Source organism: Asticcacaulis sp., from assembly GCF_051954415.1.
GTDB lineage: Bacteria > Pseudomonadota > Alphaproteobacteria > Caulobacterales > Caulobacteraceae > Asticcacaulis.
This window is the reverse complement of record NZ_JBQCHT010000047.1, coordinates 237,141-258,383: the sequence shown is the minus strand read 5'-3', so window position 1 is coordinate 258,383 and position 21,243 is coordinate 237,141. Positions and strand designations below refer to the sequence as shown.

The 21,243-nt window shown below is 58.8% G+C and carries 20 protein-coding genes; 13 read left to right on the top strand and 7 right to left on the bottom strand.

Translation table 11 applies throughout. The features are described from left to right. The first annotated feature begins 61 nt into the window (after positions 1-61). The 7 genes from fabD to gmk all read left to right on the top strand — a co-directional run bounded on the left by fabD (position 62) and on the right by gmk (position 6,357). Entirely contained in the window at positions 62-1,006 is a 945-nt protein-coding gene (gene fabD, locus ACTHND_RS19075) for an ACP S-malonyltransferase (RefSeq protein ID WP_440179544.1), read from the top strand. A gap of 77 nt (positions 1,007-1,083) precedes the next feature. Beyond that, complete coding sequence (fabG, locus tag ACTHND_RS19070; protein ID WP_440179543.1) at positions 1,084-1,824, top strand: 3-oxoacyl-[acyl-carrier-protein] reductase; 741 nt, start codon at positions 1,084-1,086, stop codon at positions 1,822-1,824. Between the two features lie 205 nt (positions 1,825-2,029). Then, positions 2,030-2,269: an acyl carrier protein gene (locus tag ACTHND_RS19065; RefSeq protein WP_090642836.1), complete on the top strand. Its 240-nt coding sequence runs from the start codon at positions 2,030-2,032 to the stop codon at positions 2,267-2,269. A 131-nt stretch (positions 2,270-2,400) separates the two neighbouring features. Next, positions 2,401-3,687 (top strand): beta-ketoacyl-ACP synthase II, encoded by a 1,287-nt coding sequence (gene fabF, locus ACTHND_RS19060; RefSeq protein ID WP_440179541.1) that lies wholly within the window; start codon positions 2,401-2,403, stop codon positions 3,685-3,687. Next, entirely contained in the window at positions 3,684-4,790 is a 1,107-nt protein-coding gene (mltG, locus tag ACTHND_RS19055; RefSeq protein WP_440179540.1) for an endolytic transglycosylase MltG, read from the top strand. Before fabF ends, mltG begins: the two co-directional genes overlap by 4 nt. A gap of 25 nt (positions 4,791-4,815) precedes the next feature. Then, on the top strand, positions 4,816-5,697 hold the full coding sequence (locus tag ACTHND_RS19050; RefSeq protein WP_440179539.1) for a YicC/YloC family endoribonuclease: 882 nt from the start codon (positions 4,816-4,818) through the stop codon (positions 5,695-5,697). 3 nt (positions 5,698-5,700) lie between these two features. Beyond that, positions 5,701-6,357: a guanylate kinase gene (gmk, locus tag ACTHND_RS19045; protein ID WP_440179538.1), complete on the top strand. Its 657-nt coding sequence runs from the start codon at positions 5,701-5,703 to the stop codon at positions 6,355-6,357. 30 nt (positions 6,358-6,387) lie between these two features. Here gmk and rsmA read toward each other — a convergent pair whose 3' ends face one another. The 6 genes from rsmA to ACTHND_RS19015 form a co-directional block, all read right to left on the bottom strand. Then, complete coding sequence (gene rsmA, locus ACTHND_RS19040; protein WP_440179537.1) at positions 6,388-7,212, bottom strand: 16S rRNA (adenine(1518)-N(6)/adenine(1519)-N(6))-dimethyltransferase RsmA; 825 nt, start codon at positions 7,210-7,212, stop codon at positions 6,388-6,390. Then, on the bottom strand, positions 7,209-8,207 hold the full coding sequence (gene pdxA / locus ACTHND_RS19035; RefSeq protein ID WP_440179536.1) for a 4-hydroxythreonine-4-phosphate dehydrogenase PdxA: 999 nt from the start codon (positions 8,205-8,207) through the stop codon (positions 7,209-7,211). Before pdxA ends, rsmA begins: the two co-directional genes overlap by 4 nt. Continuing rightward, positions 8,194-9,561: a foldase protein PrsA gene (locus tag ACTHND_RS19030; RefSeq protein ID WP_440179535.1), complete on the bottom strand. Its 1,368-nt coding sequence runs from the start codon at positions 9,559-9,561 to the stop codon at positions 8,194-8,196. The genes pdxA and ACTHND_RS19030 overlap by 14 nt, the downstream gene beginning before the upstream one ends. A gap of 28 nt (positions 9,562-9,589) precedes the next feature. Beyond that, positions 9,590-12,286: an LPS-assembly protein LptD gene (locus ACTHND_RS19025; protein WP_440179534.1), complete on the bottom strand. Its 2,697-nt coding sequence runs from the start codon at positions 12,284-12,286 to the stop codon at positions 9,590-9,592. 153 nt (positions 12,287-12,439) lie between these two features. Next, complete coding sequence (gene lptG, locus ACTHND_RS19020; protein WP_440179533.1) at positions 12,440-13,600, bottom strand: LPS export ABC transporter permease LptG; 1,161 nt, start codon at positions 13,598-13,600, stop codon at positions 12,440-12,442. A gap of 10 nt (positions 13,601-13,610) precedes the next feature. Further along, positions 13,611-14,747 (bottom strand): LptF/LptG family permease, encoded by a 1,137-nt coding sequence (locus ACTHND_RS19015; RefSeq protein WP_440179532.1) that lies wholly within the window; start codon positions 14,745-14,747, stop codon positions 13,611-13,613. A 271-nt stretch (positions 14,748-15,018) separates the two neighbouring features. Between ACTHND_RS19015 and ACTHND_RS19010 the strand changes: the two genes are divergently transcribed. The 5 genes from ACTHND_RS19010 to ACTHND_RS18990 all read left to right on the top strand — a co-directional run bounded on the left by ACTHND_RS19010 (position 15,019) and on the right by ACTHND_RS18990 (position 18,659). Beyond that, positions 15,019-16,497 carry a leucyl aminopeptidase gene (locus tag ACTHND_RS19010; protein ID WP_440179531.1) on the top strand — a complete coding sequence of 493 codons (1,479 nt, stop codon included), beginning with the start codon at positions 15,019-15,021 and terminating at the stop codon, positions 16,495-16,497. A gap of 5 nt (positions 16,498-16,502) precedes the next feature. Continuing rightward, complete coding sequence (locus tag ACTHND_RS19005) at positions 16,503-16,952, top strand: DNA polymerase III subunit chi (RefSeq protein WP_440179530.1); 450 nt, start codon at positions 16,503-16,505, stop codon at positions 16,950-16,952. Then, positions 16,949-17,326: a proteinase inhibitor i78 gene (locus ACTHND_RS19000; RefSeq protein ID WP_440179529.1), complete on the top strand. Its 378-nt coding sequence runs from the start codon at positions 16,949-16,951 to the stop codon at positions 17,324-17,326. Before ACTHND_RS19005 ends, ACTHND_RS19000 begins: the two co-directional genes overlap by 4 nt. Before the next feature lie 142 nt (positions 17,327-17,468). Continuing rightward, complete coding sequence (locus ACTHND_RS18995; RefSeq protein ID WP_440179528.1) at positions 17,469-17,933, top strand: response regulator; 465 nt, start codon at positions 17,469-17,471, stop codon at positions 17,931-17,933. A 12-nt stretch (positions 17,934-17,945) separates the two neighbouring features. Then, positions 17,946-18,659 (top strand): sensor histidine kinase, encoded by a 714-nt coding sequence (locus ACTHND_RS18990; protein ID WP_440179527.1) that lies wholly within the window; start codon positions 17,946-17,948, stop codon positions 18,657-18,659. Here the strand turns inward: ACTHND_RS18990 and ACTHND_RS18985 are convergent. Further along, on the bottom strand, positions 18,656-20,557 hold the full coding sequence (locus ACTHND_RS18985) for an ABC-F family ATP-binding cassette domain-containing protein (RefSeq protein ID WP_440179526.1): 1,902 nt from the start codon (positions 20,555-20,557) through the stop codon (positions 18,656-18,658). The two genes, ACTHND_RS18990 and ACTHND_RS18985, sit on opposite strands and share 4 nt — an antisense overlap. 211 nt (positions 20,558-20,768) lie before the next feature. Here ACTHND_RS18985 and ndk point away from each other — a divergent pair, with 211 nt between their 5' ends. Next, positions 20,769-21,185, top strand: coding sequence for a nucleoside-diphosphate kinase (gene ndk, locus ACTHND_RS18980; RefSeq protein WP_440179525.1), 417 nt, complete (start codon positions 20,769-20,771; stop codon positions 21,183-21,185). Positions 21,186-21,243 lie beyond the last annotated feature (58 nt).

The window sequence follows — 21,243 nt, the reverse complement described above, 5'->3', positions numbered from 1 at the left end:
TTGCCCTGAAGGTCGCATTGTCCTAACGGAGTCGCCGGTTAAATTCTGAGAGGCAAGCATCATGACACTGGCTTTTGTTTTTCCGGGGCAGGGGTCGCAAAGCATCGGCATGGGCGCCGAACTCTACGATACTTTTGCCGTGGCGCGGGATGTGTTCAATGAGGTGGATGAGGCGCTTGGGCAGAAGCTGTTCTCCATCATGCGCGAAGGCCCTGAGGATCAACTGACCCTGACGGAAAACGCCCAGCCGGCGATCATGGCGGTATCTGTCGCCGTGTCGCGTATTCTGGAAAAGGAATTTGGTGTTCCATGTTCCACCGCGAAATATATTGCTGGTCATAGCCTCGGTGAATATTCGGCCCATGCGGCGGCGGGCACCTTCTCCCTGGCTGATACGGCGCGCCTGCTCAAGCTGCGCGGTCAGGCCATGCAGCGCGCCACGCCGTTAGGCGTTGGCGCGATGGCGGCCCTGATCGGCAAGGCAGACCTGGAACTGGCGGAAAAAGCCTGCGAGGCCGGTGCGGCGGCGGGCGTGGTGGTCATCGCCAATGATAACAACGCTGGGCAGATCGTCATTTCCGGCATGAAGCAGGCGGTTGAACTGGCGGTCGAAAAAGCAAAGGAACTGGGCGCCAAGGGTATGTTGCTCAATGTCTCGGCCCCTTTCCATTCGCCTTTGATGGAGCCAGCCGCCGAGGAAATGCGTGCGGCGCTGGCTAAAGTTGTCATCAATCAGCCGGTATCCACCCTGGTGGCCAATGTCACGGCGCGCCCGATCGGCAAGGATGAAATCGCCGACCTGCTCGTCCGCCAGGTCACCGGCCGGGTGCGCTGGCGTGAATCGGTGCAGTGGTTGGCAACCGAAGGCGGTGTCACGACCTTCGCCGAGTTGGGGGCAGGCAAGGTGCTGACGGGCATGAGCAAGCGCATCGCGCCGGAGACCAACTCGGTGGCGCTCAATGGTGCGGCCGATTTCGAAGCTTTTGCGACCTCGCTCAAAGCCTGACGAAGACAATCTGCTTGATCCCTTACATGGTTTTCGCCTAAACGCGCCGCCATACACCGCTTCTGAGGAGCCGATTCATGTTCGACCTGACCGGAAAAACCGCCCTTGTCACCGGCGCTACCGGTGGCCTTGGTGCCGCCATTGCCCGCTCGCTTCATGCCCAGGGCGCGAAGGTCGTGCTGTCGGGCACACGCGAAAGCGTTCTGGCTGAACTGGCCGCTGAACTGGGCGATCGCGCCTTCATCGCCGCCGCCAATCTGTCCGATTCCGCACAGGTCGATGGTCTGGTCGCCAAGGCTGAAGAGGCCGCCGGTTCCGGACTCGATATTCTAATCGCCAATGCCGGCATCACCCGTGACGGTCTGATCCTGCGCATGAAGGACGAGGACTGGGAAACCGTCATTAGGGTCAATCTCGAAGCCTATTTCCGCCTGGCGCGCGCCGCTACCAAGGGCATGATGAAGCGCCGTTATGGCCGCATCATCGGCATTACTTCGGTGGTCGGCGTGACCGGTAATCCCGGCCAGACCAACTATGCCGCCTCCAAGGCCGGCATGATTGGTTTTTCGAAGGCCCTTGCGCAGGAGGTTGCCAGCCGCAATATAACCGTGAACTGCATTGCTCCGGGCTTTATTGCCTCGCCCATGACGGACGAACTCAATGAGGCGCAAAAGGCCGCCATCCTGACGAAAATTCCGGCGGGCGCCTTAGGCGAAGGCAGTGACATTGCCGCGGCGGCCGTTTACCTGGCCAGCGCGGAAGCCGGCTACGTGACGGGCCAGACCCTGCACGTCAACGGCGGCATGGCCATGATCTAGGGCCATGCTCTAGGACGATGATCTGAATATAACGGCGGATAAAATGCGCGTCTGGTGTGTGTTTTGCCGCTCTTGCTTTGGCCGGTGCTTTTAAATGTCTTGAAACGCCGGTTTTATATGCCTACAAGACAAAACTGGATTCTATCCTCCCCTTGGGACCCTGCGGTCTCGGGTCCTGAGTTTCTACTTTCTGAAGGGACAATAAATGTCTGAAGTTCTTGAACGTGTTCGTAAGATCGTGATCGACCACCTGGATGCTGATCCGGATAAGGTCACGGAAAAGGCGAGCTTTATCGACGATCTGGAAGCCGACAGCCTCGACATCGTTGAGCTGGTCATGGCTTTCGAAGAAGAATTCGATATCGAAATCCCTGATGACTCCGCTGAGCACATCCTGACCGTGGGCGACGCTGTCGCCTATATCGATGGCAAGCTGAAGTCCTAAGTCCAAAGACTTGCTTGAGCGCGGTTTCAGACTCCTGTTATGGGGGTTTGGCCGCGCTTAGTTGTATCCAGGTCTTTGTTGTATCCAGGTTTGGCCGTAAAATGTAAGGCCAAGTTGAAGGTTGATCGCCTATGGTTCGTCGCGTCGTAATTACCGGTCTCGGTCTGGTTTCGCCTTTGGGTAACGGGGTGGAAATATCCTGGAAACGCCTGCTGGAAGGCAAGTCCGGCGCCGGTCCCATCACGGCTTTCGATACAACCGACTATGCCTGCACCGTGGCCTGCGAAGTCCCGACCGTCGATGGACGTGGCGGCGGCGGCCCGGATATCGAGGGCTCCTTCGATCCATCTACCGTGCTTTCCAACAAGGAACGGCGCAAGGTTGACGACTTTATCCTTTACGCCATCGCGGCGGCTGACGAGGCCCTGAATGACGCCAACTGGCACCCGGAAACGGATGAAGACCAGGAGCGCACCGGCACCCTGATCGGGTCCGGAATCGGCGGCCTCGGCATCATTGCCGACACGGCTCTGGAACTGCGTGACAAGGGACCGAAGCGGATTTCGCCCTTCTTTATCCCATCCTCGCTGATCAATCTGGCCTCCGGACAGGTCTCGATCCGCCATAAGCTGAAGGGACCGAACCATTCCGTCGTTACGGCCTGCGCCACCGGTGCCCACGCCATCGGCGATGCGGCGCGTCTGATCATGTTCGGCGACGCCGATGTCATGGTGGCTGGCGGCGCGGAATCGGCCATCGTGCCGGTCGGGATTGCCGGTTTTATTGCCTGTCGCGCCCTGTGTACGGCCTTCAACGATGTGCCTGAAAAAGCCTCGCGCCCCTATGACAAGGACCGCGACGGTTTCGTCATGGGCGAAGGCGCCGGCATTGTCGTTCTGGAAGAATATGAACACGCCAAGGCGCGCGGCGCCAAAATCTACGCCGAAGTCCTCGGCTACGGCCTGACCGGCGATGCCTACCATATCACCGCGCCATCCGAGACCGGTGACGGCGGTTACCGCGCCATGGTGGCGGCGGCAAAGAATGGCAATATCGATCCGAAGACGATTGATTATGTCAATTCGCACGGCACCTCGACCATGGCGGATGGCATTGAGCTGAAAGCCATCGAAAAGTTCCTCGGCGAACGTGCCACCACGGGCACCGTCTCCTCGACCAAGTCGGCGATCGGCCACCTGCTGGGTGGCGCCGGCGCGGTGGAAGCGATCTTCTGCACGCTGGCGATCCGCGACCAGATCGCCCCGCCGACCATCAATCTCGACAATCCGGATGTCGACACCCCGATCGACCTGGTGCCGCACAAGGCCAAGCCGATGAAAATCAAGCGGGTGCTTTCCAACAGCTTCGGCTTCGGCGGCACCAATGCCGCGCTTATCCTGGGTGCGGTTGACGAATGATCCGCATCACCGGCCAGGCATCGTCGGAAAAGGGGGGCAAGTCGCTTTGGGCCCCTCTGGCGGGGCTTTTGGCCGGTTTGTTGCTGCTGGTTTTTTCCGGCGGTCTGTTCCTCTATGCCCAGCTTTATGGTCCGGGTCTGAAAACCGCCACGCGCGTGACGCTGGCGCATGGCCTGAGCGTCAGAGGCATGGGGCAGGCACTTGAAAAGGCGCATGTCATCCATTCTGCCAGCCTGTTCCGGATGGCGGCAAGGTTCAGCGGCCGGCACAGCCTGAAGGCCGGGACTTATGAGTTTCCGGCCGGCACGTCTCTGATGAGCGCACTGCGGCGGATTGAGGATGGAAAGGTGGTCCAGACCTTCATCACCATCCCCGAAGGGCGGACCTCGGCCCAGGCTGTGCGTATCCTGATGGGCGTCAAGGATCTGACCGGCGATGTCGAGGTGCCACCGGAAGGCGCTATCCTACCGGAAACCTATCTCTATCAACCAGGCGAAACACGTCAGGCGGTGCTTGACCGGATGCTCGATGCCGGCCGTGATACGCTGGACGCGCTGTGGGCCAAACGCGCGCCGAACCTGCCGTTTGCCACCAAGGAAGACGCCCTGATCATGGCCTCGATCGTCGAGCGTGAGACCGCCTTGCCGGCGGAGCGCCCGCGCGTGGCGGCCGTTTTTATCAATCGCCTGCGCAGTGGTATCCGGCTTGGGTCTGATCCGACGGTCATCTATGGCATCTCGCATGGTGAACCGCTTGGTCGGGGCCTGACGCGCGAGGAACTGGATACGCCGACGCCTTGGAACACCTATCAGATCGACAAATTGCCGGTGACACCGATTGCCAATCCCGGCAAGGCGTCCATTGCTGCTGTGCTCAATCCTGCCAAAACGCAGGATCTCTATTTTGTGGCCAATGGCACCGGCGGACACGTCTTTGCGGCCAGCTACGAGGAGCACCTCGCCAATGTCGCCAAATGGCGAGCCATGGAAGCCCAGGTCAATGTTTATACGTCTTCTGCCGTCGCGCCGGAGCCGCCAGTGGCGCCATCTGTTGCCAGGACCGACAAGGCGGCAAAACCAGTGCGTCTGAGCGCCAGGCGTTAATACCCCCGACATCCGGAGACACTCCATGAGCCTGGCTAGCATGACCGGTTTTTCCCGCCTTGAGGGCGGGCATGACACCTTGACCTGGACCCTGGAAATGCGCAGCGTCAATGGTCGCGGTCTTGACATCAAATATCGCTTTCCGGCCGGTTTTGAGGCCGTGGAGAGGCTGGGCCGCGACCTGGCCAAGAGCCGGTTCCAGCGTGGTCAGGTAAACCTGACCATATCGGTCGGCAGCGCCGCGGCGAAAACCGGCGTGACGCTTAACGAGGATGTGCTTGAATTCTATCTCGAAGCCAGCCGCGCCCTGATCGATGCCGGTGAGGCGGTAACGCCGTCCGTGGACGGTTTGCTGGGCCTGCGTGGCGTCATCGAGGCGACCGGTGACGAGCGCGCCGAGTTGACTGCCGAGGCTGAGACGGTCTTGGCGGCTGATCTTGCGGCGCTCTTTGATCGCCTGAAAGAAGCACGTGAAAGCGAAGGCCAGGCGCTTGAAGCCATATTGAAGGGCCACCTGATCACTATGGCGGCCTGTGTTGAACGCGCTAAGGGACTGGCGGATCAGCAGGTTGAGGCGATCAGGGAGCGCTTCACCCGCCGGCTGGACGAACTACTGCCGGATGCCCAGGATTTCCAGGAGCGCGTCTTGCAGGAAGCCGCACTTCTGGCCACCAAGGCCGATGTGCGCGAGGAGCTGGACCGCCTGACCTCACATCTCGACCAGGCGCATCAGTTGATCGAGGGGGAGGCAGCGCCCGGCCGCAAGCTCGATTTCCTGGCGCAGGAGTTCATGCGCGAAGCCAACACCCTGTGCTCGAAATCGGCCTTTATCGAATTGACCCAGACGGGGCTGGAGCTTAAAGCCGTCATTGATCAGTTCCGTGAACAAACGCAAAATGTGGAGTAGGCGATGCCGAATACCTCTAACCCCGGCACGCAGCGCATAAAGCGCGGTCTCATGCTTATCGTTTCCTCGCCCTCCGGCGCCGGCAAGACCTCGCTGTGCCGCCGGCTGATGGCCGATCATGCCGATCTTGATCTCTCGATATCTGTCACCACGCGCAAACCCCGCCCCGGTGAGCAGGAAGGGCGTGAATATCACTTCATCGACGACACCCATATGGATGAACTGATCGCCGAGGACGCCTTCCTGGAGCATGCGTCAGTACATGATCATCGTTATGGGTCACTGCGCGAACCGGTGGAGCGCGCGCTGAGCCAGGGCAAGAACGTGCTGTTCGATATCGACTGGCAGGGGGCGCAGCGCATTTCGGCCAAGGCGCCATCGGACGTTGTGCGTATCTTTATCCTGCCGCCCTCCATGGAAGAACTGAAGCGCCGGCTGATTGCCCGCGCGCAGGACGAGATGGCAGTCATCGAGCGCCGCCTGGCGCGTGCCAAGGGCGAGATCGCGCACTGGGCGGAATATGACTATGTCATCCTGAATGACGATTTTGACCGGTCCTATGCCGAACTGATCCACATCTATCATGCCGAAGTCGCGCGCCGGTCTCGTGGTTTGTGGATTGCGCCGTTTGTGGATGAACTGATGTCTGAGCCTGTCTAACGGGGGTGGGGCCGCAGGCCCCAACCCCCGTTAGATCAGATGCGCCAGCCGAAGGAAATCCTGCGGTGACACCTGTTCGGCGCGTTCAGTCGGCGTAATGTCTGCCTTTTCCAGCAGAGCCTCGCCGCCCAGTGATTTTAGGGATGCGCGCAGCATCTTGCGGCGCTGGCCGAAGGCGGCAGCGGTGACTTTTTCAAGATTTTTGATAATGCGTGGTTCTGGACGCACGGCTTTAGGTCTCAGATGTATGACGGCGCTGTCCACCTTTGGGGGCGGCGTGAAGGCACGCGCCGGCAGGTCCATGATCTTGCCGCAGTCACAGAGCACCTGGGAGATCACCGACAGGCGGCCATAGTCATCGTCGCCGACTGGCGCCACGACGCGCAAAGCGACTTCAAGCTGAAACATCAGGGTCATGGATAAAGGCTGCCATGGTCCCGTCAGCCATTTGATCAGCAGGGGCGTGCCGACATTATATGGCAGGTTGGAGACGATATGCGCCGCCGCGGGTAGATTTCGATCCGCAAGCGAACGGGCTTCGTCCACCTTCGTGGCGTCGCCTTCAATGACCTCGAAGCGGTCGCCATAGACGGCATTCAATTCGCCGAGCAGTTCGATAAAACGGCCGTCCATCTCGACAGCGATCACCTTGCGGGCTTCAGTCTCCAGCAAGGCGCGGGTCAGACCGCCAGGACCGGGGCCAACCTCGATGACTATATCGCCATCGAATGGGCCACCAAGCCGGACAATCTTGCGGGTAATATTAAGATCGAGCAGGAAGTGCTGGCCGAAGCTCTTTTTGGCCATCAGGCCGTGGGCTTCTAGGCTTTCTCGGAGGGTTGGCAGGTCGGTCATAGAGCGCGGTTCCGGCTGATCTCATCGGCAGCACGAATGGCGGCCACCAGGCTGTCAACCCGCGCAATGCCCTTCCCGGCGATATTGAAGCCGGTGCCGTGATCCGGTGAGGTGCGGACGATGGGCAGGCCCAGGGTAATATTGACGCCGCCCCAGAAGTCGAGTGTTTTCAACGGAATCAGGCCTTGGTCGTGGTACATGCACAGGACGGCATCGTAAGCCGTGCGGGCCTCGTCATGGAACAGCGTGTCCGCGGGAAATGGGCCCTGAATATTGATGCTCTCGTTTTGCAACTGATGTAGAGCGGGGCTCAAAATGTCGATTTCCTCGCGGCCTATAGTGCCGTCTTCACCAGCGTGCGGATTCAGGCCTGCCATGACCAGACGCGGCGAGGCTATGGCAAAATCCCTGATTAGCGCGGCATTCGTAATGCGCGCCAGTTCAACCAAACCGTCAATCGACAGGGACGCAGGTACGGCGCTCAAAGGCGTGTGTATGGTCGCCAGGACCACGCGCAGATCCTTCGCCGTCAACATCATGACCGGTGTGGGGACGGCATCGCCTTTACGGCAAAGGTCGGCAAGGTATTCGGTATGGCCGGGAAAACGAAAACCGGTTGCATAAAGCACCGACTTGGAGATCGGGCAGGTGATCAGGGCGCGCGCCCGGCCACCGAGACAAAGCTCGACGCCCGTCCTGATCCAGTCAATGATAAAGGGGGCGTGAACGCCATCCGGATGTCCGGCAAGGGCCGGGGCGCTCAGGGGCCTGTCCAGCACCGGCAGGGCGTCGGCGAAATGTACCTTGGTTTCCGACACATCGGCCACCGGCATGACCGGCACACCCTCTGCCGCCATAAGCCTGGCATCACCGACCACGCAAAAAGCTAAACCAGCCTGATCTCTCAGGCTGGTCCAGGCTTTCGCCGCGAGTTCCGGGCCGATCCCGCAGGGATCGCCCAGGCTCACAACCAATGGGACGTCAGTGGTTTTCAATCGTCGCCGTGCTTCTCAGTTCGCGCAGGTAGCGGCGCCCCAGCATGGACAGGCGCTGATTGACCAGGTTGTTTTCCACCTGGTCGCGGCTCAGGGCGTTATCACCGGCCAGTTGGCGGTCGCAGACATAGAGCACGTTCATGTTCTGCGCGTTGCGCAGTGGTTCGGTGATCTGGTTGTTCTTCAGCGGACGCAAAGCATCGGCGTAGTTGGTCAAAAGCGTCGAAAGCTGAGCGTCGCCCAGATCAGTGACCTGGACACCGGCAGGGGCCTTGCCGTCCAGGTCGTCGAAGGCTTCGCAGCTATTGACACGCGACCGGAAGCTGGAGAGGGCCGCATTGGCGGCGGCCACATCGGCCGGGCTGGCATTGGCGGTCAGAGGAACAGCCGCTTGCTTGAGACGGAAAACCATGTCGGCATTGCCGTCAGTCTTCTGGCGCAGCAGGTAGATATAGACCCCGTCCTTGGTCACGATCGGCTCGCTCATTTCACCGGGCTTGAGCGAGGCCAGGACCGTTTCAACAGACGGTTCGATATTGCCGGAAACCAGCCAGCCGGCATCGCCGCCATTGGCCGCCGAAGGCGCATTGGAGAACTGGCGGGCGACGGCCTGGAAGGGCGCGACCTTGGCCGCAATCTGATCACGTAACTGTTTGGCGCCCTGAAGCGCATTGGCGGGCGAGCCGGCTGTCGTATTGTCAATGAAGATTTCGGCCACAAGATATTGCGGCTTTTGACCATCGGCGATGACCTTATCCATCAGGGAATCGACCTGGGCCGTGCCGACATTGGCACTGGAATGATAGCGACCGCCGACCAACTGGTTCCAACCGGTTTCAGCGGCAATTTGGGCGCGCAGAGTTGCCGGTTCGACCCCGACGCGTTTCAGTTCGCTCAGGAGTTGGTCGGGCTTCAGGTTGCTTTGCGCCGCCATGCGGGCGATTTCGTCGTCGACTTCGGCATCGGTCACCTTGACCTTCCAGTGGTCCATCTCCTGCTGTTCCAAACGCTCGTCGATCAGGCTGTTCAGGGCCTGCTGCTGGAAGGCTGCATAATTTTCCTGGGTCACCTGCACGCCCGACGTCACGATCAGCAGCAACATGCGCTGTTTCAGGTCATACGAGGTGATCATGTCATTATTGACGGACACCAGGATGCCTTCCGCCAGAGGCGGCAGTTGCGGCGCCTGAGTATCCGGTGTCAGCGCCGGCTGCGAGGCGAGGGCGGCGTCACCCGTATCTGGTGTCTGCGGGAAAGTCTGCGCCAGAACGGGCGAGGCGCTGAGCATCAAGGCCATGGACAGGACGGGTAAAACCCTTGAGATAAATGAGCCGGAGGTCAGAGAATAGGACATGTGCATGGCGTGAGGGTTTGACCTGAATTTAGCGGACATCGTTAACCTTCGCAGGTGATGTTCCCAATGTGGTTAAGTTAAGGCGGAAGAATATCGAGGATGACGCTTTACCATTTCGCGCCGTAAGTTGGGAATTGTTTTGCTGATAAACCAGCTCGAACCAACTGCAGTCATCCTTATAGATCAGGCTTATGGTCGATTTACGCCAGGAATCAGAAACCAGGTCACGGTCAAGCCGCGCACCGATGCCCCAATGCTGGGTGAAGAAGTGCTGGCCGTAAAGCTGGAGATTGCGGTAATTGTCGCCGAAGGTTTTCAGCTTGCCGTTCGAAGCGAGTTCGGCCAGCCGGGCGGCTCTTTCCACCGCTCTTTCGGTAGTATCCGTAATATCGCTGGCGGCGTAATAGCTGGTGATCTGATTCGGCGTCAGGACATTATTGACGATATAGCGCAGAGTAGCGGTCGTATTCTGGCGAATGGCGGTCAGGCCATATTCACCCTGGCTCAGCCGACCGGTTTCGCTGTCAAAACGCAGGCGCGTGTAACCATTCAGGCCGGTATGGGTATCGAAGCTGCCGGTGGCGATCCAGTCGGATTTTTCACGGCCAAGACCCGATGGATCATAGGCATAGCTTGCGGTACTGCCGTTCGGCTTCACGATTTGCAGGAATTGTGACTCCGCTTCATTACGCAAAACCCGCCCGATCAAACCGTCTACCTGAAGTCCTGAGTTGAAGCGCAGTTCGCCGCGCAGGCCAAGGCTTGCCCGACTGCCGGCCTCATAAATATCAAAGCCCGGAGATTTGTTGAAACTGAACAGGGTTGTTTCATCAAACTCAAAGGACTGACTGTCTTCAGTCGGCAGATAAGGGCTTTCCTGTGTATCAGGCGATACCGCGAACTGCGCGACGGGCTCTATGATAGCCGTAAAGCTCTTGAACCTGCGGTACATGGGGTAGCTGATGTTCAGGCCCGCCGTCGCCAGGTCGCGCGACACATCATAGGCCGTGCCGGTGGTATCCAGGTCAGTGATCTGATAATAGTCGTGACGCACATCCAGGAATGGGCCCCACTTGACACCATTCCGGCTTGTCATGTCTCCGGTCCAGTTCAGACCGGCGCTGACGCGATTGGTGTCGTAACCCGTTGTACCATCGGATGCCACAGGCGCGCCGATATCGATGGCCCTGAGTCCCGATACATTACCAAGGCGCTTGTGGTAAATGCCAATGGCATTGGCCGATAATGTTAGTTGCCCGCCAAGGATGCGTGATTTTGGTGACCAGTAGGCTTCGATCTGCGGCGCGATGGTCGGGAAGAAATCAGAGGTGATCGCATAGGGCTGCAGACTGGTGCCGCTGGCGCTGTCGAGATAGCCGCCGACCTGCAGACTTTGGAAATTCGCCAGGGTGACGGCGAAATAGGCATTGGAGACCTGACGCGTCACATTGAACTGATTGATAAGCTGGCGGGAATCAACGGACAGGTCACCGACCTGATCAAAGGCGCCGTCAATGCCGTAGCGCTCGAAGAAGTTGGCGTAGTCGCCCTTCGGGTCGCCGCTCTCATCCTTTACGTGCTGGGCGGTGAAGTTCCAGCGCCAGTCTTTATTTATCTTGAAGGCGCCGTTCGCCAGAAGGTATTCGCGCGTCGCCGAAACGCCGTGGCGATTGCCGTCATTGTCGAAGAATGTCTCGTTTGTGAAGCCGCCGCGGACGTGCAATGTGCCGGAGTAGAAGCGGCGCATATAGTCCAGGTTGAGCAGAGGATTGACACTTGCGTTCAGTTGCGGGCTGACGATCAGGTACTGGTAGGGCGATATCGACCAGAGATAGGGTTGCTCATATGAAAAACCGCGTTTCTCGTCGGCCGAAATCTTTGGTGGCAGGAAACCGGAGGCGCGCTCAAGCTCCGGATCCGGCGTCCAGAGATAGGGCGCATACAGGACCGGAACGCCTTTCAGTTTCACCACAGCGTTGTTGTAAAAGACCATCTTCTTGTCTTTGCGCTGGGTAATCTGGCTGGCCTCAATTGACCAGGTCGGATCCTGTGTTTTCCCGTTTTTCACGCAAAGGGCGCAGGGGGTATAGATGACATTGGTCAGGCGGTTGATATCCGGGCTGATCTGCTCCAGCCGACGGGCGAAAACTTTTGAATTGTCACGACCGATCGAAGCAAAGTTCTCACTATACCCGGACTGCATGTTGTCGTCATAGGTGATCTTGTCGGAGAACTGTACGCTGCCATCCTCGTTCAGCGTCTGGGTATGGCCTTGGGCCGTGGTGACGCCGGTCACGGAATTGGAAATGACCTTGTCGGCGCGGATGGTCCGGCCATTCTGGCGCAGTTCGACGCTGCCAACGGCTGTCGTGACATCGTCATCGCTGTTGATGACCTGGTCGGCTTCCAGGTAAGATGTGCCCCTGGTCAGGCCGTCAGTGCCCGGCGTGGTTTCGGTGCGAATGACTTTGGGGATAGGCTTGGCATTGGCATAGGGCGGACGTGTTTCGTCCACCACAGGCATGGGGGGAGTTATTTCGGTGGCTGCGACCTGCGCAAGCGCCAGTTCAAAGGCAAATTGCGTACCGGTCATGCCGGTCGATCCACCATCTTGGGCCTGGGATTGCGCCATGGCATGGCTGCAGCCGGCACCCATGGCGATCAGGGTTATCACGCCCGCGCCGATCCGGCCTGCCTCCAGCTTGTAAGAATAGCGCTTAGTCATCGCCTGCCGTATCAGTCCTGTAGTTCAAAATCAAAAATCGCAGAACGCCGGCAGGAATGCCGCATCGGTTCATATAACATAGCCGGCTGAGAAACCGACGAAAAAGACATGCCCCAAGAGACAAATCGAATCACACCGGGAAGACTAGCCTGTTTAGCCGTCCTCTGTGTAAACGATCAGGGTCATGGCGGCCAGCATGGCCAGAATGGCCGGGGACCAGCCCGCCAGAAACAGGGGGATCACGCCGGCCTTGCCCATACTGGAAAACAACTGGTTGACGAAGAAAATGACGAAACCAAGGCTGATGCCGGAAATAACCAGACCCGTCATGCCCCCCAGCCGCATTAGCCGCAGACTGAACACGGCCCCCAGCGCGGTCATGGCCGCAAACATCAGCGGTGTTGACAGAAGCTGGTGGAGCTTGAGTTCATAAAGCGCAGTTGAAAACCCGGAGACGCGATTCTGGTGAATCAATCCGGGCAGGCGCCAGAAGGGGACGCTCTGGGTGGAGGCGTATTTCTTGAAAGCCTTTTGCGGGTCCAGATTGGACGGCATAGTCAGAACGTCATATGGTGCGGTTGGCGGACCGGTGACAGTCGCTTCCTGGGCATTGCGCAATTGCCAGTAGCCCGGACGCAGGGTGGCTTCCTGGGCGTCAATTCGCTTGCGGAATACCGGCACCTGCTTGGCGTCGATATCGTAAATCCAAAAGGTGACGCCCAGCAGGTGGCCCATAACCTTGCTGTCCTGGCTGGCTGCGCGGATAACGATCTGCTGCCGCCCATCGCCCTGACGCAGATAAATGGCGCCATTTGACGGTCCCTGAACGGGTGCATCTGTCTCTCCGAGGCGTGCCGTCACGCGTTCATAGTGATCATTGAGCCTGGACGCGACCGGATTCAATACGCCGATCGTTAGCAGGCCGAAGGCAAACGCCATGACGGTGGCGGGCAGGATGAAGCGCCAGGCCGAAACGCCGGCGGCACGCATGGCAATCAGTTCGCTGCGACGATTGAGGTTCACAAAGGCGAACAGGGCACCGAACAGAAAGGCGAACGGCAGAAGCACCAGGATCGAACCCGGTGACTTTTCCAGCATGAGGCCAATGACCGACAGGCCAGAAACGTCAGCCTTGGCGCCCAGCGTCTTGGAAATGCTGACATATTCGATCAGGAAAATCAGCGCTGCGACGATCATCAGCGCCGACAGGAACGCCTGGATGCAGGTTTGCAGAATGTAGGTCTCAAGGCGGCTTTTGCGCCAGGGATTGAGATAGGCCAGATTGTCGAGAAATTCGGGGCGGCTCAGATTCATGGCATTTCCCCTACAATGGCCGCAAGGCCGCTTTGGCCTGTACCGCACGGGGACGCAAGCCGGGTGTCAGACCGTCATGTCTGCGGATCTGGCGCCAGCACAGGAAGACCGGAACAAGGGGGACAACATATTGCAGTATATTGATGATCCAGGCCGAGGCGCTGGCCGTTTCCACCACCACCCCGAATATACGGGTGCCGGCCGCCGCGGCCGCCGCGATGGCAATCCGCTGTGCATAACCGTTGCGGCTGAACCGGCCACCCAGCACGCTGACAATGGCCAGCATGACGAAGGCCAGGTTGTAGAGTGGATTGGCGATCCGGGCATTGGCCTCGGCGTAGTATTTCTGCCAGGCGGTCTTTTCATAGTCATAACGGATGGGGAAGGCCAGTTCGTGCATGTAGCGGTCGCCTTCCTTGTATTGCAGATAATCGTCGCTGGTGAAATAAGACGTGATGTCGAAGCTATATTCATCCCATGTCAGGTGATCGAGCACGCCCTTGCCGGCCAGTTGCTGGTTCGAGCCGTTACGCATGATCAGAACAGAACTGCCGTTGATTTTCTTGATGCGGCCTTCACGCGCGGCGAAGGTCTGGTCCTTTCCATCCGGCTCGTCGGTACGGATGAATATCTGCCGCAAGAGGCCATTCTGGTCGATCTTCTGGACATAGATGGTCAGGCCCGATTCGGAGGTGGAGAAGTCACCCTCCTTTACCAGGCTGGAGATCAGGTCGTTCTTGACATCGAAAAGCGCCTGCCGCATCGCGCGGTTGGTCAGGGGCTGGATGAACAGGTTCACCATCAGGCTAATGAGCGTGAAGTAGATGGCGATACGCAGAATCGGATAGGCCACGCGCATCAGCGACATGCCGCTGGCATAGGCCGCGGTGAATTCATGTTCACCCTGCATTCGGGTCAGGGCCACAAGCGTGCCGACGAACAGGGCGATGGGGAATATCAGCCCGGCGAGCTGCGGCATGGACAGCAGGGTGATCTTGATGAAGGTCCAGGCATTCTGGCCGCGTTCAACCACCAGGTCGAACTGGGTCAGGGACTGGCTGAGCAGAGCAATGGCTGTCAGTGCCGCCACGGCGCCGCCAACCGGCAATATCAGTTGGCGGAATATGTAGCGGTCAAGTGTGCGCATATTTCAGGTTAACTCGTCAGATGCCTTGTTCGCGTCCTCTTTTGACCGCTTACCGAGTTAATTACAAGCTGTTGCATGGTGCCATGCAAAAAAATTGAACACTTATGTACAGTCGGGCCATAAAAGCGGGATCAAACCCCAGACACGGCCTTTTCATGCTGCCAATCCGGTAACAAAAAAGTTGCAGAAAACACTTCTGTCGGCGGGTAAAAAGAGGCATAGGGCTTAAGACTGCCGCCGTTTCAGGACGGCCACTGCTTCGGAGGAATTCATGCCGCAACCCACCATCACACTCGCCACCGCACCTGCCTCCAAAACCTGCCTGGCGCTCATTCTGGGCGAAGGCGAGGGTGTCAGCGCCGGGTTTTCCAGGCTGGTTCCAGAGGCGGCGGAAGACGCGAAAGCCTCCCTTGCCGCTCTGGGTTTCAAGGCGGCGCGCGGTAAGACGCAACTGCTCAGCCGCCCGGCCGGCACGGACGCCGTGGCCCTGGCGGTAACCGGAGGCGGCGATCTTGCCAAGCTTGACGATGCCGGCATGGAAACCATTGCCGCCAGTCTCTATCACGCCGTCAAGGGCGCCGGTTTCGAGGGGCTGAGTTTCGACCTTACCGGCTACGCGCCGGAGCTTGTAGCGCGGGCATTGCTGGCCTTCCATCTGGCGTCTTACCGCTTCGATAAGTATTTCGGCCAGGCCAAGTTGGACAAGGCGCCGACGCTGAAAAACATCACCATTGTCTGCGACGATATAAAGGCGGCGGAGGCGGCGTTTGAACCCCTGGCGGCCCTGCGTGACGGTATCCTGTTTGCCCGCGACCTGGTGTCGGAACCGGCCAACGTGCTCTATCCGCAATCCTATGCCGATCGCGTCAAGGCGCTGGAAACAACTGGGCTGCAGGTCGAAGTGCTGGGCGTGGCGGAGATGGAAAAGCTCGGTATGCACTCCCTGCTTGGTGTTGGCCTCGGCAGCCGCAAGGAATCGAAACTGGTCATCATGCAGTGGCAGGGCGCGGGCAAGGCCCAGCCCGTCGCCTTTGTCGGCAAGGGCGTAACCTTCGATACCGGCGGCATTTCGATCAAGCCCGCCGAAGGCATGGAAGACATGAAGTGGGACATGGGCGGCTCAGCGGCTGTGGTCGGCGCCATGATTGCGCTCGCCAGCCGCAAGGCGAAAGTCAATGCCGTCGGCATCATCGGCCTGGTGGAAAACATGCCGGATGGCAATGCCCAGCGTCCCGGCGATGTGGTCAAGGCGATGTCAGGCACCACGATCGAGGTGATCAATACCGATGCCGAGGGCCGACTCGTGCTGGCAGATGCCCTGTGGTATTGCCAGGACCGTTTCAAGCCTCAGTTCATGATCGACCTGGCAACGCTGACCGGCGCCATGATCATTGCGCTTGGTATGGATTATGCCGGTGTTTTCAGTAACAACGATGAACTGGCTGAGAGAATCGGTGAAGCGTCTAAGGCCGCGGGTGAGAACACCTGGCGGATGCCCTTGCCGCCGCAATATGAAAAGCAGATCGATTCCAAGATTGCCGACATCCGTAATATCGGCGGTCGTCCCGCCGGATCGATCACCGCGGCGCTCTTCCTGCAACGCTTCGTCAATAACGTGCCCTGGGCGCACATGGATATCGCGCCCGTGGCCTGGACCAATGAGCAACGCATCCCGACCGTACCGGAAGGCGCGACCGGTTTCGGTGTGCGGACGCTTAATCAACTCGTCGAGCGCTTTTACGAGCAATAGGTCTCATGCCGGACATCTGGTTCTACCATCTGGAAAAGACACCCCTGCCTCAGGTTTTGCCGGACCTGCTGGAAAAGGTCGTGCAAAAAGGATGGCGGGCCTATGTGCATGGCCATGACGATGACAAAATTGAGGTCTTGAATGGACAGTTGTGGGCCTATAGCCCGGCCTCCTTCCTGGCGCACGGCCGGGAGGGGGATGAACTGTCGCCGCGCCAGCCGGTCCTGCTTGGGGAATCGGGCGAGATGGTCAACAGTCCAGATGTTTACGTCTCAGTTGCACCGGTGGACTTTCCGGATGTCTCTGCATTGCAGAGGTGCCTGGTTGTCTTTGAAGGCAGCGATGACGAACATCTCGGCTGGGCAAGGCAACAATGGAAACGATTGAAAGGCGAGGGCGCCAATCTCGCTTATTGGAAACAGAACGCACAAGGTCGCTGGGAGAAGATGCAATGAAGAAATTACATGAACGTGGCGCTCTTTTTGCCTTGTTTTTCATCGGTTTGTCTTCGTGCGCGTCGTCACCGGAAGCGCCTGTGGCCCCGGCGCCTAAGCCTGCGCCTGCGCCCGCTTATCATCCGCCGGTGGTCAGCCGGCCTGCGCCGCCGCCAAAACCCGTTTATAAGCCCATGGTTGAGGATCAGTGTGGCGCTGCGGCCCTGCAGTATCTGGTGGGCAAGCCGCGTACGGAAATTCCGGTGCCGCTCGATCCGGGCAAGCGCCGGGTTGTCTGTTCGAGCTGCATCGTGACCCAGGAATACCGTTCGGATCGCCAGACCATCGTTTTCAGCAGCGAAACCGGCATCATTGAATCGGTTAAATGCGGGTAACCACGATTTAGCGGTTTTGGGTGGTATTTCCGTTGGTCTGTGATCCGGGTGATGCTACCCTGAGTATAAGTGAGGAGACGAATCGACGGTATTCGGGGCGACCCGTCGTCCATACCCACCCAAACGATCGGGTCTTGAACGCATGGATAAAAAGCTCATAGGTGAGGGAAGGCCGGCGGAAATACTGCTGGTTGACGATAACCGCGGCGATGCGCTGCTGGCGGCCCACGCCTTCAGGGAATCGCGCGTCCAATCCAATCTGACGGTCGCCTCTACCGGGGAAATGGCCCTGGCAATGCTGGCGCAGGAGGGCGATTATCGGGGTAAGCGGCTGCCAGACCTGATCATGCTGGATCTTGGTCTGCCAAAGATGAGCGGCGTTGAGGTGCTTAATCGCATCAAGAGCGACATGCGCTTCAAGCATATTCCCGTGATCGTGATGTCGAATTCGGGTGCCGGCAGCAATATACTGAAAAGTTACCAACTTTATGCCAATGCCTACGTCATCAAACCCGTCGACCTGGCGAAATTCCGTGAAGCCATTTCGCTGATAGAACAGTTTTTTTTCCTTCTGGCCTGCGTGCCTTCCCAGAATATAGACGCATAAGGAGGACGTGCCATGCAGGAACCGCGACACATTACCATGACTGCTCCCGCCGATCCCGCCGAAGAATTCAAGGATTTCGCCTATATCGTTTCACACGATCTCGCCGGCCCCGTCCGGTCGATGGTGGCGTTTTCTCAACTGCTGAAAGAAAGCCTGCCGGTTGTAGAAAAGGCCGAGGATCAGCTTCATCTCGACCTGATTATCGAAAGCGGCCAGAAACTGGGGGAAATGATCCAGGGGCTCCTGGCTTTTTCACGCCTGAATACGGTGCCGCGCAACCGCTCACTGGTTGAACTCGAAATCGTCGTGGCGCGTTGCTACATGCAGTTGCAGTCACAACTGGATGCGACCAAAGGGCATTTCAACTACCCGCGGATGCCGGAAGTGATGGCCGATGCCCAGCAAATGCATACAGTATTCTTCGCCCTGCTGGATAATGCCATCAAGTTCCGCAAGCCCGATCAGGCGCCCGATATTCGCATTCGCTGTGAAAAGACGGCCGATTTCTGGGAGTTCAGCATCTCGGATAACGGTATCGGCATCGATCCGCTGTTTTACGACGATGTGTTCCGCCCCTTACGCAAACTGCATACGGATGAAGTCTATCCCGGCGTGGGCATGGGCCTGACCCTGGCGCGCAAGATCATCATGGCCCATGGCGGTGAAATCTGGCTGGAACCGTCCGACATGGGCGGCCTGAAGGTCAATTTTACGATTCCGCGTTAAACGCCGGCTTCAAGTTTGGCCGTTTCGTAGATTTCCGCGGCTGTCATCCATTCAGCTTCCAGTGCGACCATCTTCTCCTCCAGTTTTGCCTTGTCTTTGCCGAGGCTTATGGCGAGCGCCTGATTTTTTGCATAAAGGTCCGGGTCGCCCAGTTTGAGATCTAGCAGCTTGATCTGGTTGCTGGTCACTTCTATCTGGCGCTCCAGGTCGTCGGCCTTTTTCTTCAGGGGCGCAATGGCGTTCCGCGCGGCGGCGGCGGCCTTACGTGCTTCCTTGGTATTGACATTGGCCGGCTTATCCTTTGCTGCGGCCTGCGCCTCTTCGCGCGTTGCGGTCTTGGCGCGTTCGATGACAAGTCTGGCGTAATCGTCCATGGTGCCGGTATAGGTCTTCACCGTGCCGTCATTGACAAGCCACAGCTTGTCCGCCACCAGTTCGACCAGAGAGCGGTCGTGGGTGATGATCAGGACGGCGCCTTCGTAATCATTGAGCGCATCAAGCAGGGCACGGCGGCTGTCGATATCCAGGTGGTTGGTCGGTTCGTCGAGGATCAGCAGATGCGGCGCATCCAAGGCCACCATGTTAAGCAGCAGGCGGGCGCGTTCACCGCCGCTGAGATCCTTGACCTTGGTCTCGACCTTGGTTGCTGTCATGCCGAACGAGCCCAGGCGCGAGCGGCGCTTGGCTTCGGTCTCGTCCGGACGAGCGCGGCGGATCATTTCCAGCGGCGTATCTTCCGGATCCATGGCCTCGATCTGGTGCTGGTGGAACCAGGCCACAGTCATGCGCCGATCGCGCCATTGGGTGCCGTGGCTTTCGGTCAGTGCGCCGGCCAGCAGCTTGGCGAAGGTCGATTTACCGGCGCCGTTGACGCCCAAAACCCCAATGCGATCATCAGGATCCAGCCGAATGTTCATGTGGCGCAGGATGACGGTATCGCCATAGCCGACACTGGCATCTTCCAGACGCAGAATGGGCGGCGAAAGCTGTTTTTCCGGCGATGGCAATATAAACGGCGCCACGCGGTCTTCGATGGAGGCGGAGATGGGCGGCAGCTTTTCCAGTTTCTTCATCCGCGATTGCGCCTGCGATGCCTTGGATGCCTTGGCGCGGAAGCGATCGACGAAAGCCTGCAGATGGGCGCGCTCGGCTTCCTGCTTGGCGGCATTGGCGGCGTTCAACCGGGCTTTTTCGGCGCGCATACGTTCGTAATTGTCGTAATTCCCGCTGTAATAGTCGAGGCGCTGCCCGACGACATGGACGATGGCATCGACCGATTCATTGAGCAGGTCGCGATCGTGCGAGATCATCAGGGCGGCATTGGGGTAGCGCTTCAGGCGCGCTTCCAGCCACAGGGCGCCTTCGAGGTCGAGATAGTTGGTCGGCTCATCCAGCAGCAGCAGGTCCGGTTCGGCCAGCAGGGCGCCAGCCAGAGCGGCGCGCATACGCCAGCCGCCGGAAAAGTCAGAAATCGGCCGGGTCAGGTCGGCATTGGAAAAGCCAAGGCCGCTGAGGATTTCCGCCGCCTTGGCCGGGGCGCGGTCGGCGCCGATGGCATAGAGGTCGTGGTGGATTTCCGCCTGGTGCATCGGATCAGCCGTTTCCAGCGCGGTCAGCAAGTCGCGGCGGCGGACGTCAAGGTCCAGGACTTCATCGATAAGATGCTTGGGGGAGGCGGCAATTTCCTGGTCGACGCTGGCGATGCGCCATGATTTCGGCGTGGTGATCTCACCGCCCCCGGGTTGCGACTTGCCGAGGATAAGACCGAACAGGGTCGATTTCCCGACGCCGTTCAGACCCACCAGTCCCGCCTTGGTGCCCGGTGTCAGGGTCAGGTTGGCCCCATCAAAAAAGCGCCGGCCATAGGCATCATAGACCAGGTTGGTAATCTGCAACATTGACTTAAAAACTTTAGAAAATACGGGTTGGCGAATGCGTTTCGCATCGCTATAAGCCCCCGTGTCAGAAATCAAAAGAGTGCAGCGCAAGAATTGTTGTACATTCATCTTTTTTGCACTCTTTTGAATTCTGACACGAGTTCTTACTACAAAATCGCCTGCTTTTGAGAGCAGGCGGGCCAACGCAAACGCAACACAAAATGGATTTCCAATGTCCCGTACCTTCTCGATCATCAAGCCCGACGCCACCCGCCGCAACCTGACCGGCGCCATCAACGCCGTTATCGAAGCGGCCGGCCTGCGCATCGTCGCCCAGCGCCGCGTGAAGCTCACCCAGGCGCAAGCCGAGCAGTTCTACGGCGTCCACAAGGAGCGTCCTTTCTTCGGTGAACTGGTTGGCCAGATGACCGCCGAGCCGGTCGTCGTTCAGGTTCTGGAAGCCGACAATGCCGTGCCGAAGTACCGCGAAGTCATGGGGGCCACTAACCCGGAACAGGCCGCCGAAGGCACCCTGCGCAAGCTGTTCGCCCTGTCGATCGGTGAAAACTCGGTCCACGGTTCGGACTCGGATGAGAACGCCGCGATCGAAATCGCCCAGTTCTTCACCGAAGACCAGATCGTCGGTTAAGCTTATCGGGTGTGGGGTCTATGACCCCACAAACCTTGTCTTCTTCAAAGAAAAAGCC

Bases quoted from the DNA above. Each gene is read 5' to 3' on its own strand.
- fabD (WP_440179544.1), top strand. From the start codon at position 62: ATGACACTGGCTTTTGTTTTTCCGGGGCAGGGGTCGCAAAGCATCGGC.
- fabG (WP_440179543.1), top strand. From the start codon at position 1,084: ATGTTCGACCTGACCGGAAAAACCGCCCTTGTCACCGGCGCTACCGGT.
- ACTHND_RS19065 (WP_090642836.1), top strand. From the start codon at position 2,030: ATGTCTGAAGTTCTTGAACGTGTTCGTAAGATCGTGATCGACCACCTG.
- fabF (WP_440179541.1), top strand. From the start codon at position 2,401: ATGGTTCGTCGCGTCGTAATTACCGGTCTCGGTCTGGTTTCGCCTTTG.
- mltG (WP_440179540.1), top strand. From the start codon at position 3,684: ATGATCCGCATCACCGGCCAGGCATCGTCGGAAAAGGGGGGCAAGTCG.
- ACTHND_RS19050 (WP_440179539.1), top strand. From the start codon at position 4,816: ATGAGCCTGGCTAGCATGACCGGTTTTTCCCGCCTTGAGGGCGGGCAT.
- gmk (WP_440179538.1), top strand. From the start codon at position 5,701: ATGCCGAATACCTCTAACCCCGGCACGCAGCGCATAAAGCGCGGTCTC.
- rsmA (WP_440179537.1), bottom strand. From the start codon at position 7,212: ATGACCGACCTGCCAACCCTCCGAGAAAGCCTAGAAGCCCACGGCCTG.
- ACTHND_RS19030 (WP_440179535.1), bottom strand. From the start codon at position 9,561: ATGTCCTATTCTCTGACCTCCGGCTCATTTATCTCAAGGGTTTTACCC.
- ACTHND_RS19025 (WP_440179534.1), bottom strand. From the start codon at position 12,286: ATGACTAAGCGCTATTCTTACAAGCTGGAGGCAGGCCGGATCGGCGCG.
- lptG (WP_440179533.1), bottom strand. From the start codon at position 13,600: ATGAATCTGAGCCGCCCCGAATTTCTCGACAATCTGGCCTATCTCAAT.
- ACTHND_RS19015 (WP_440179532.1), bottom strand. From the start codon at position 14,747: ATGCGCACACTTGACCGCTACATATTCCGCCAACTGATATTGCCGGTT.
- ACTHND_RS19010 (WP_440179531.1), top strand. From the start codon at position 15,019: ATGCCGCAACCCACCATCACACTCGCCACCGCACCTGCCTCCAAAACC.
- ACTHND_RS19005 (WP_440179530.1), top strand. From the start codon at position 16,503: ATGCCGGACATCTGGTTCTACCATCTGGAAAAGACACCCCTGCCTCAG.
- ACTHND_RS19000 (WP_440179529.1), top strand. From the start codon at position 16,949: ATGAAGAAATTACATGAACGTGGCGCTCTTTTTGCCTTGTTTTTCATC.
- ACTHND_RS18995 (WP_440179528.1), top strand. From the start codon at position 17,469: ATGGATAAAAAGCTCATAGGTGAGGGAAGGCCGGCGGAAATACTGCTG.
- ACTHND_RS18990 (WP_440179527.1), top strand. From the start codon at position 17,946: ATGCAGGAACCGCGACACATTACCATGACTGCTCCCGCCGATCCCGCC.
- ACTHND_RS18985 (WP_440179526.1), bottom strand. From the start codon at position 20,557: ATGTTGCAGATTACCAACCTGGTCTATGATGCCTATGGCCGGCGCTTT.
- ndk (WP_440179525.1), top strand. From the start codon at position 20,769: ATGTCCCGTACCTTCTCGATCATCAAGCCCGACGCCACCCGCCGCAAC.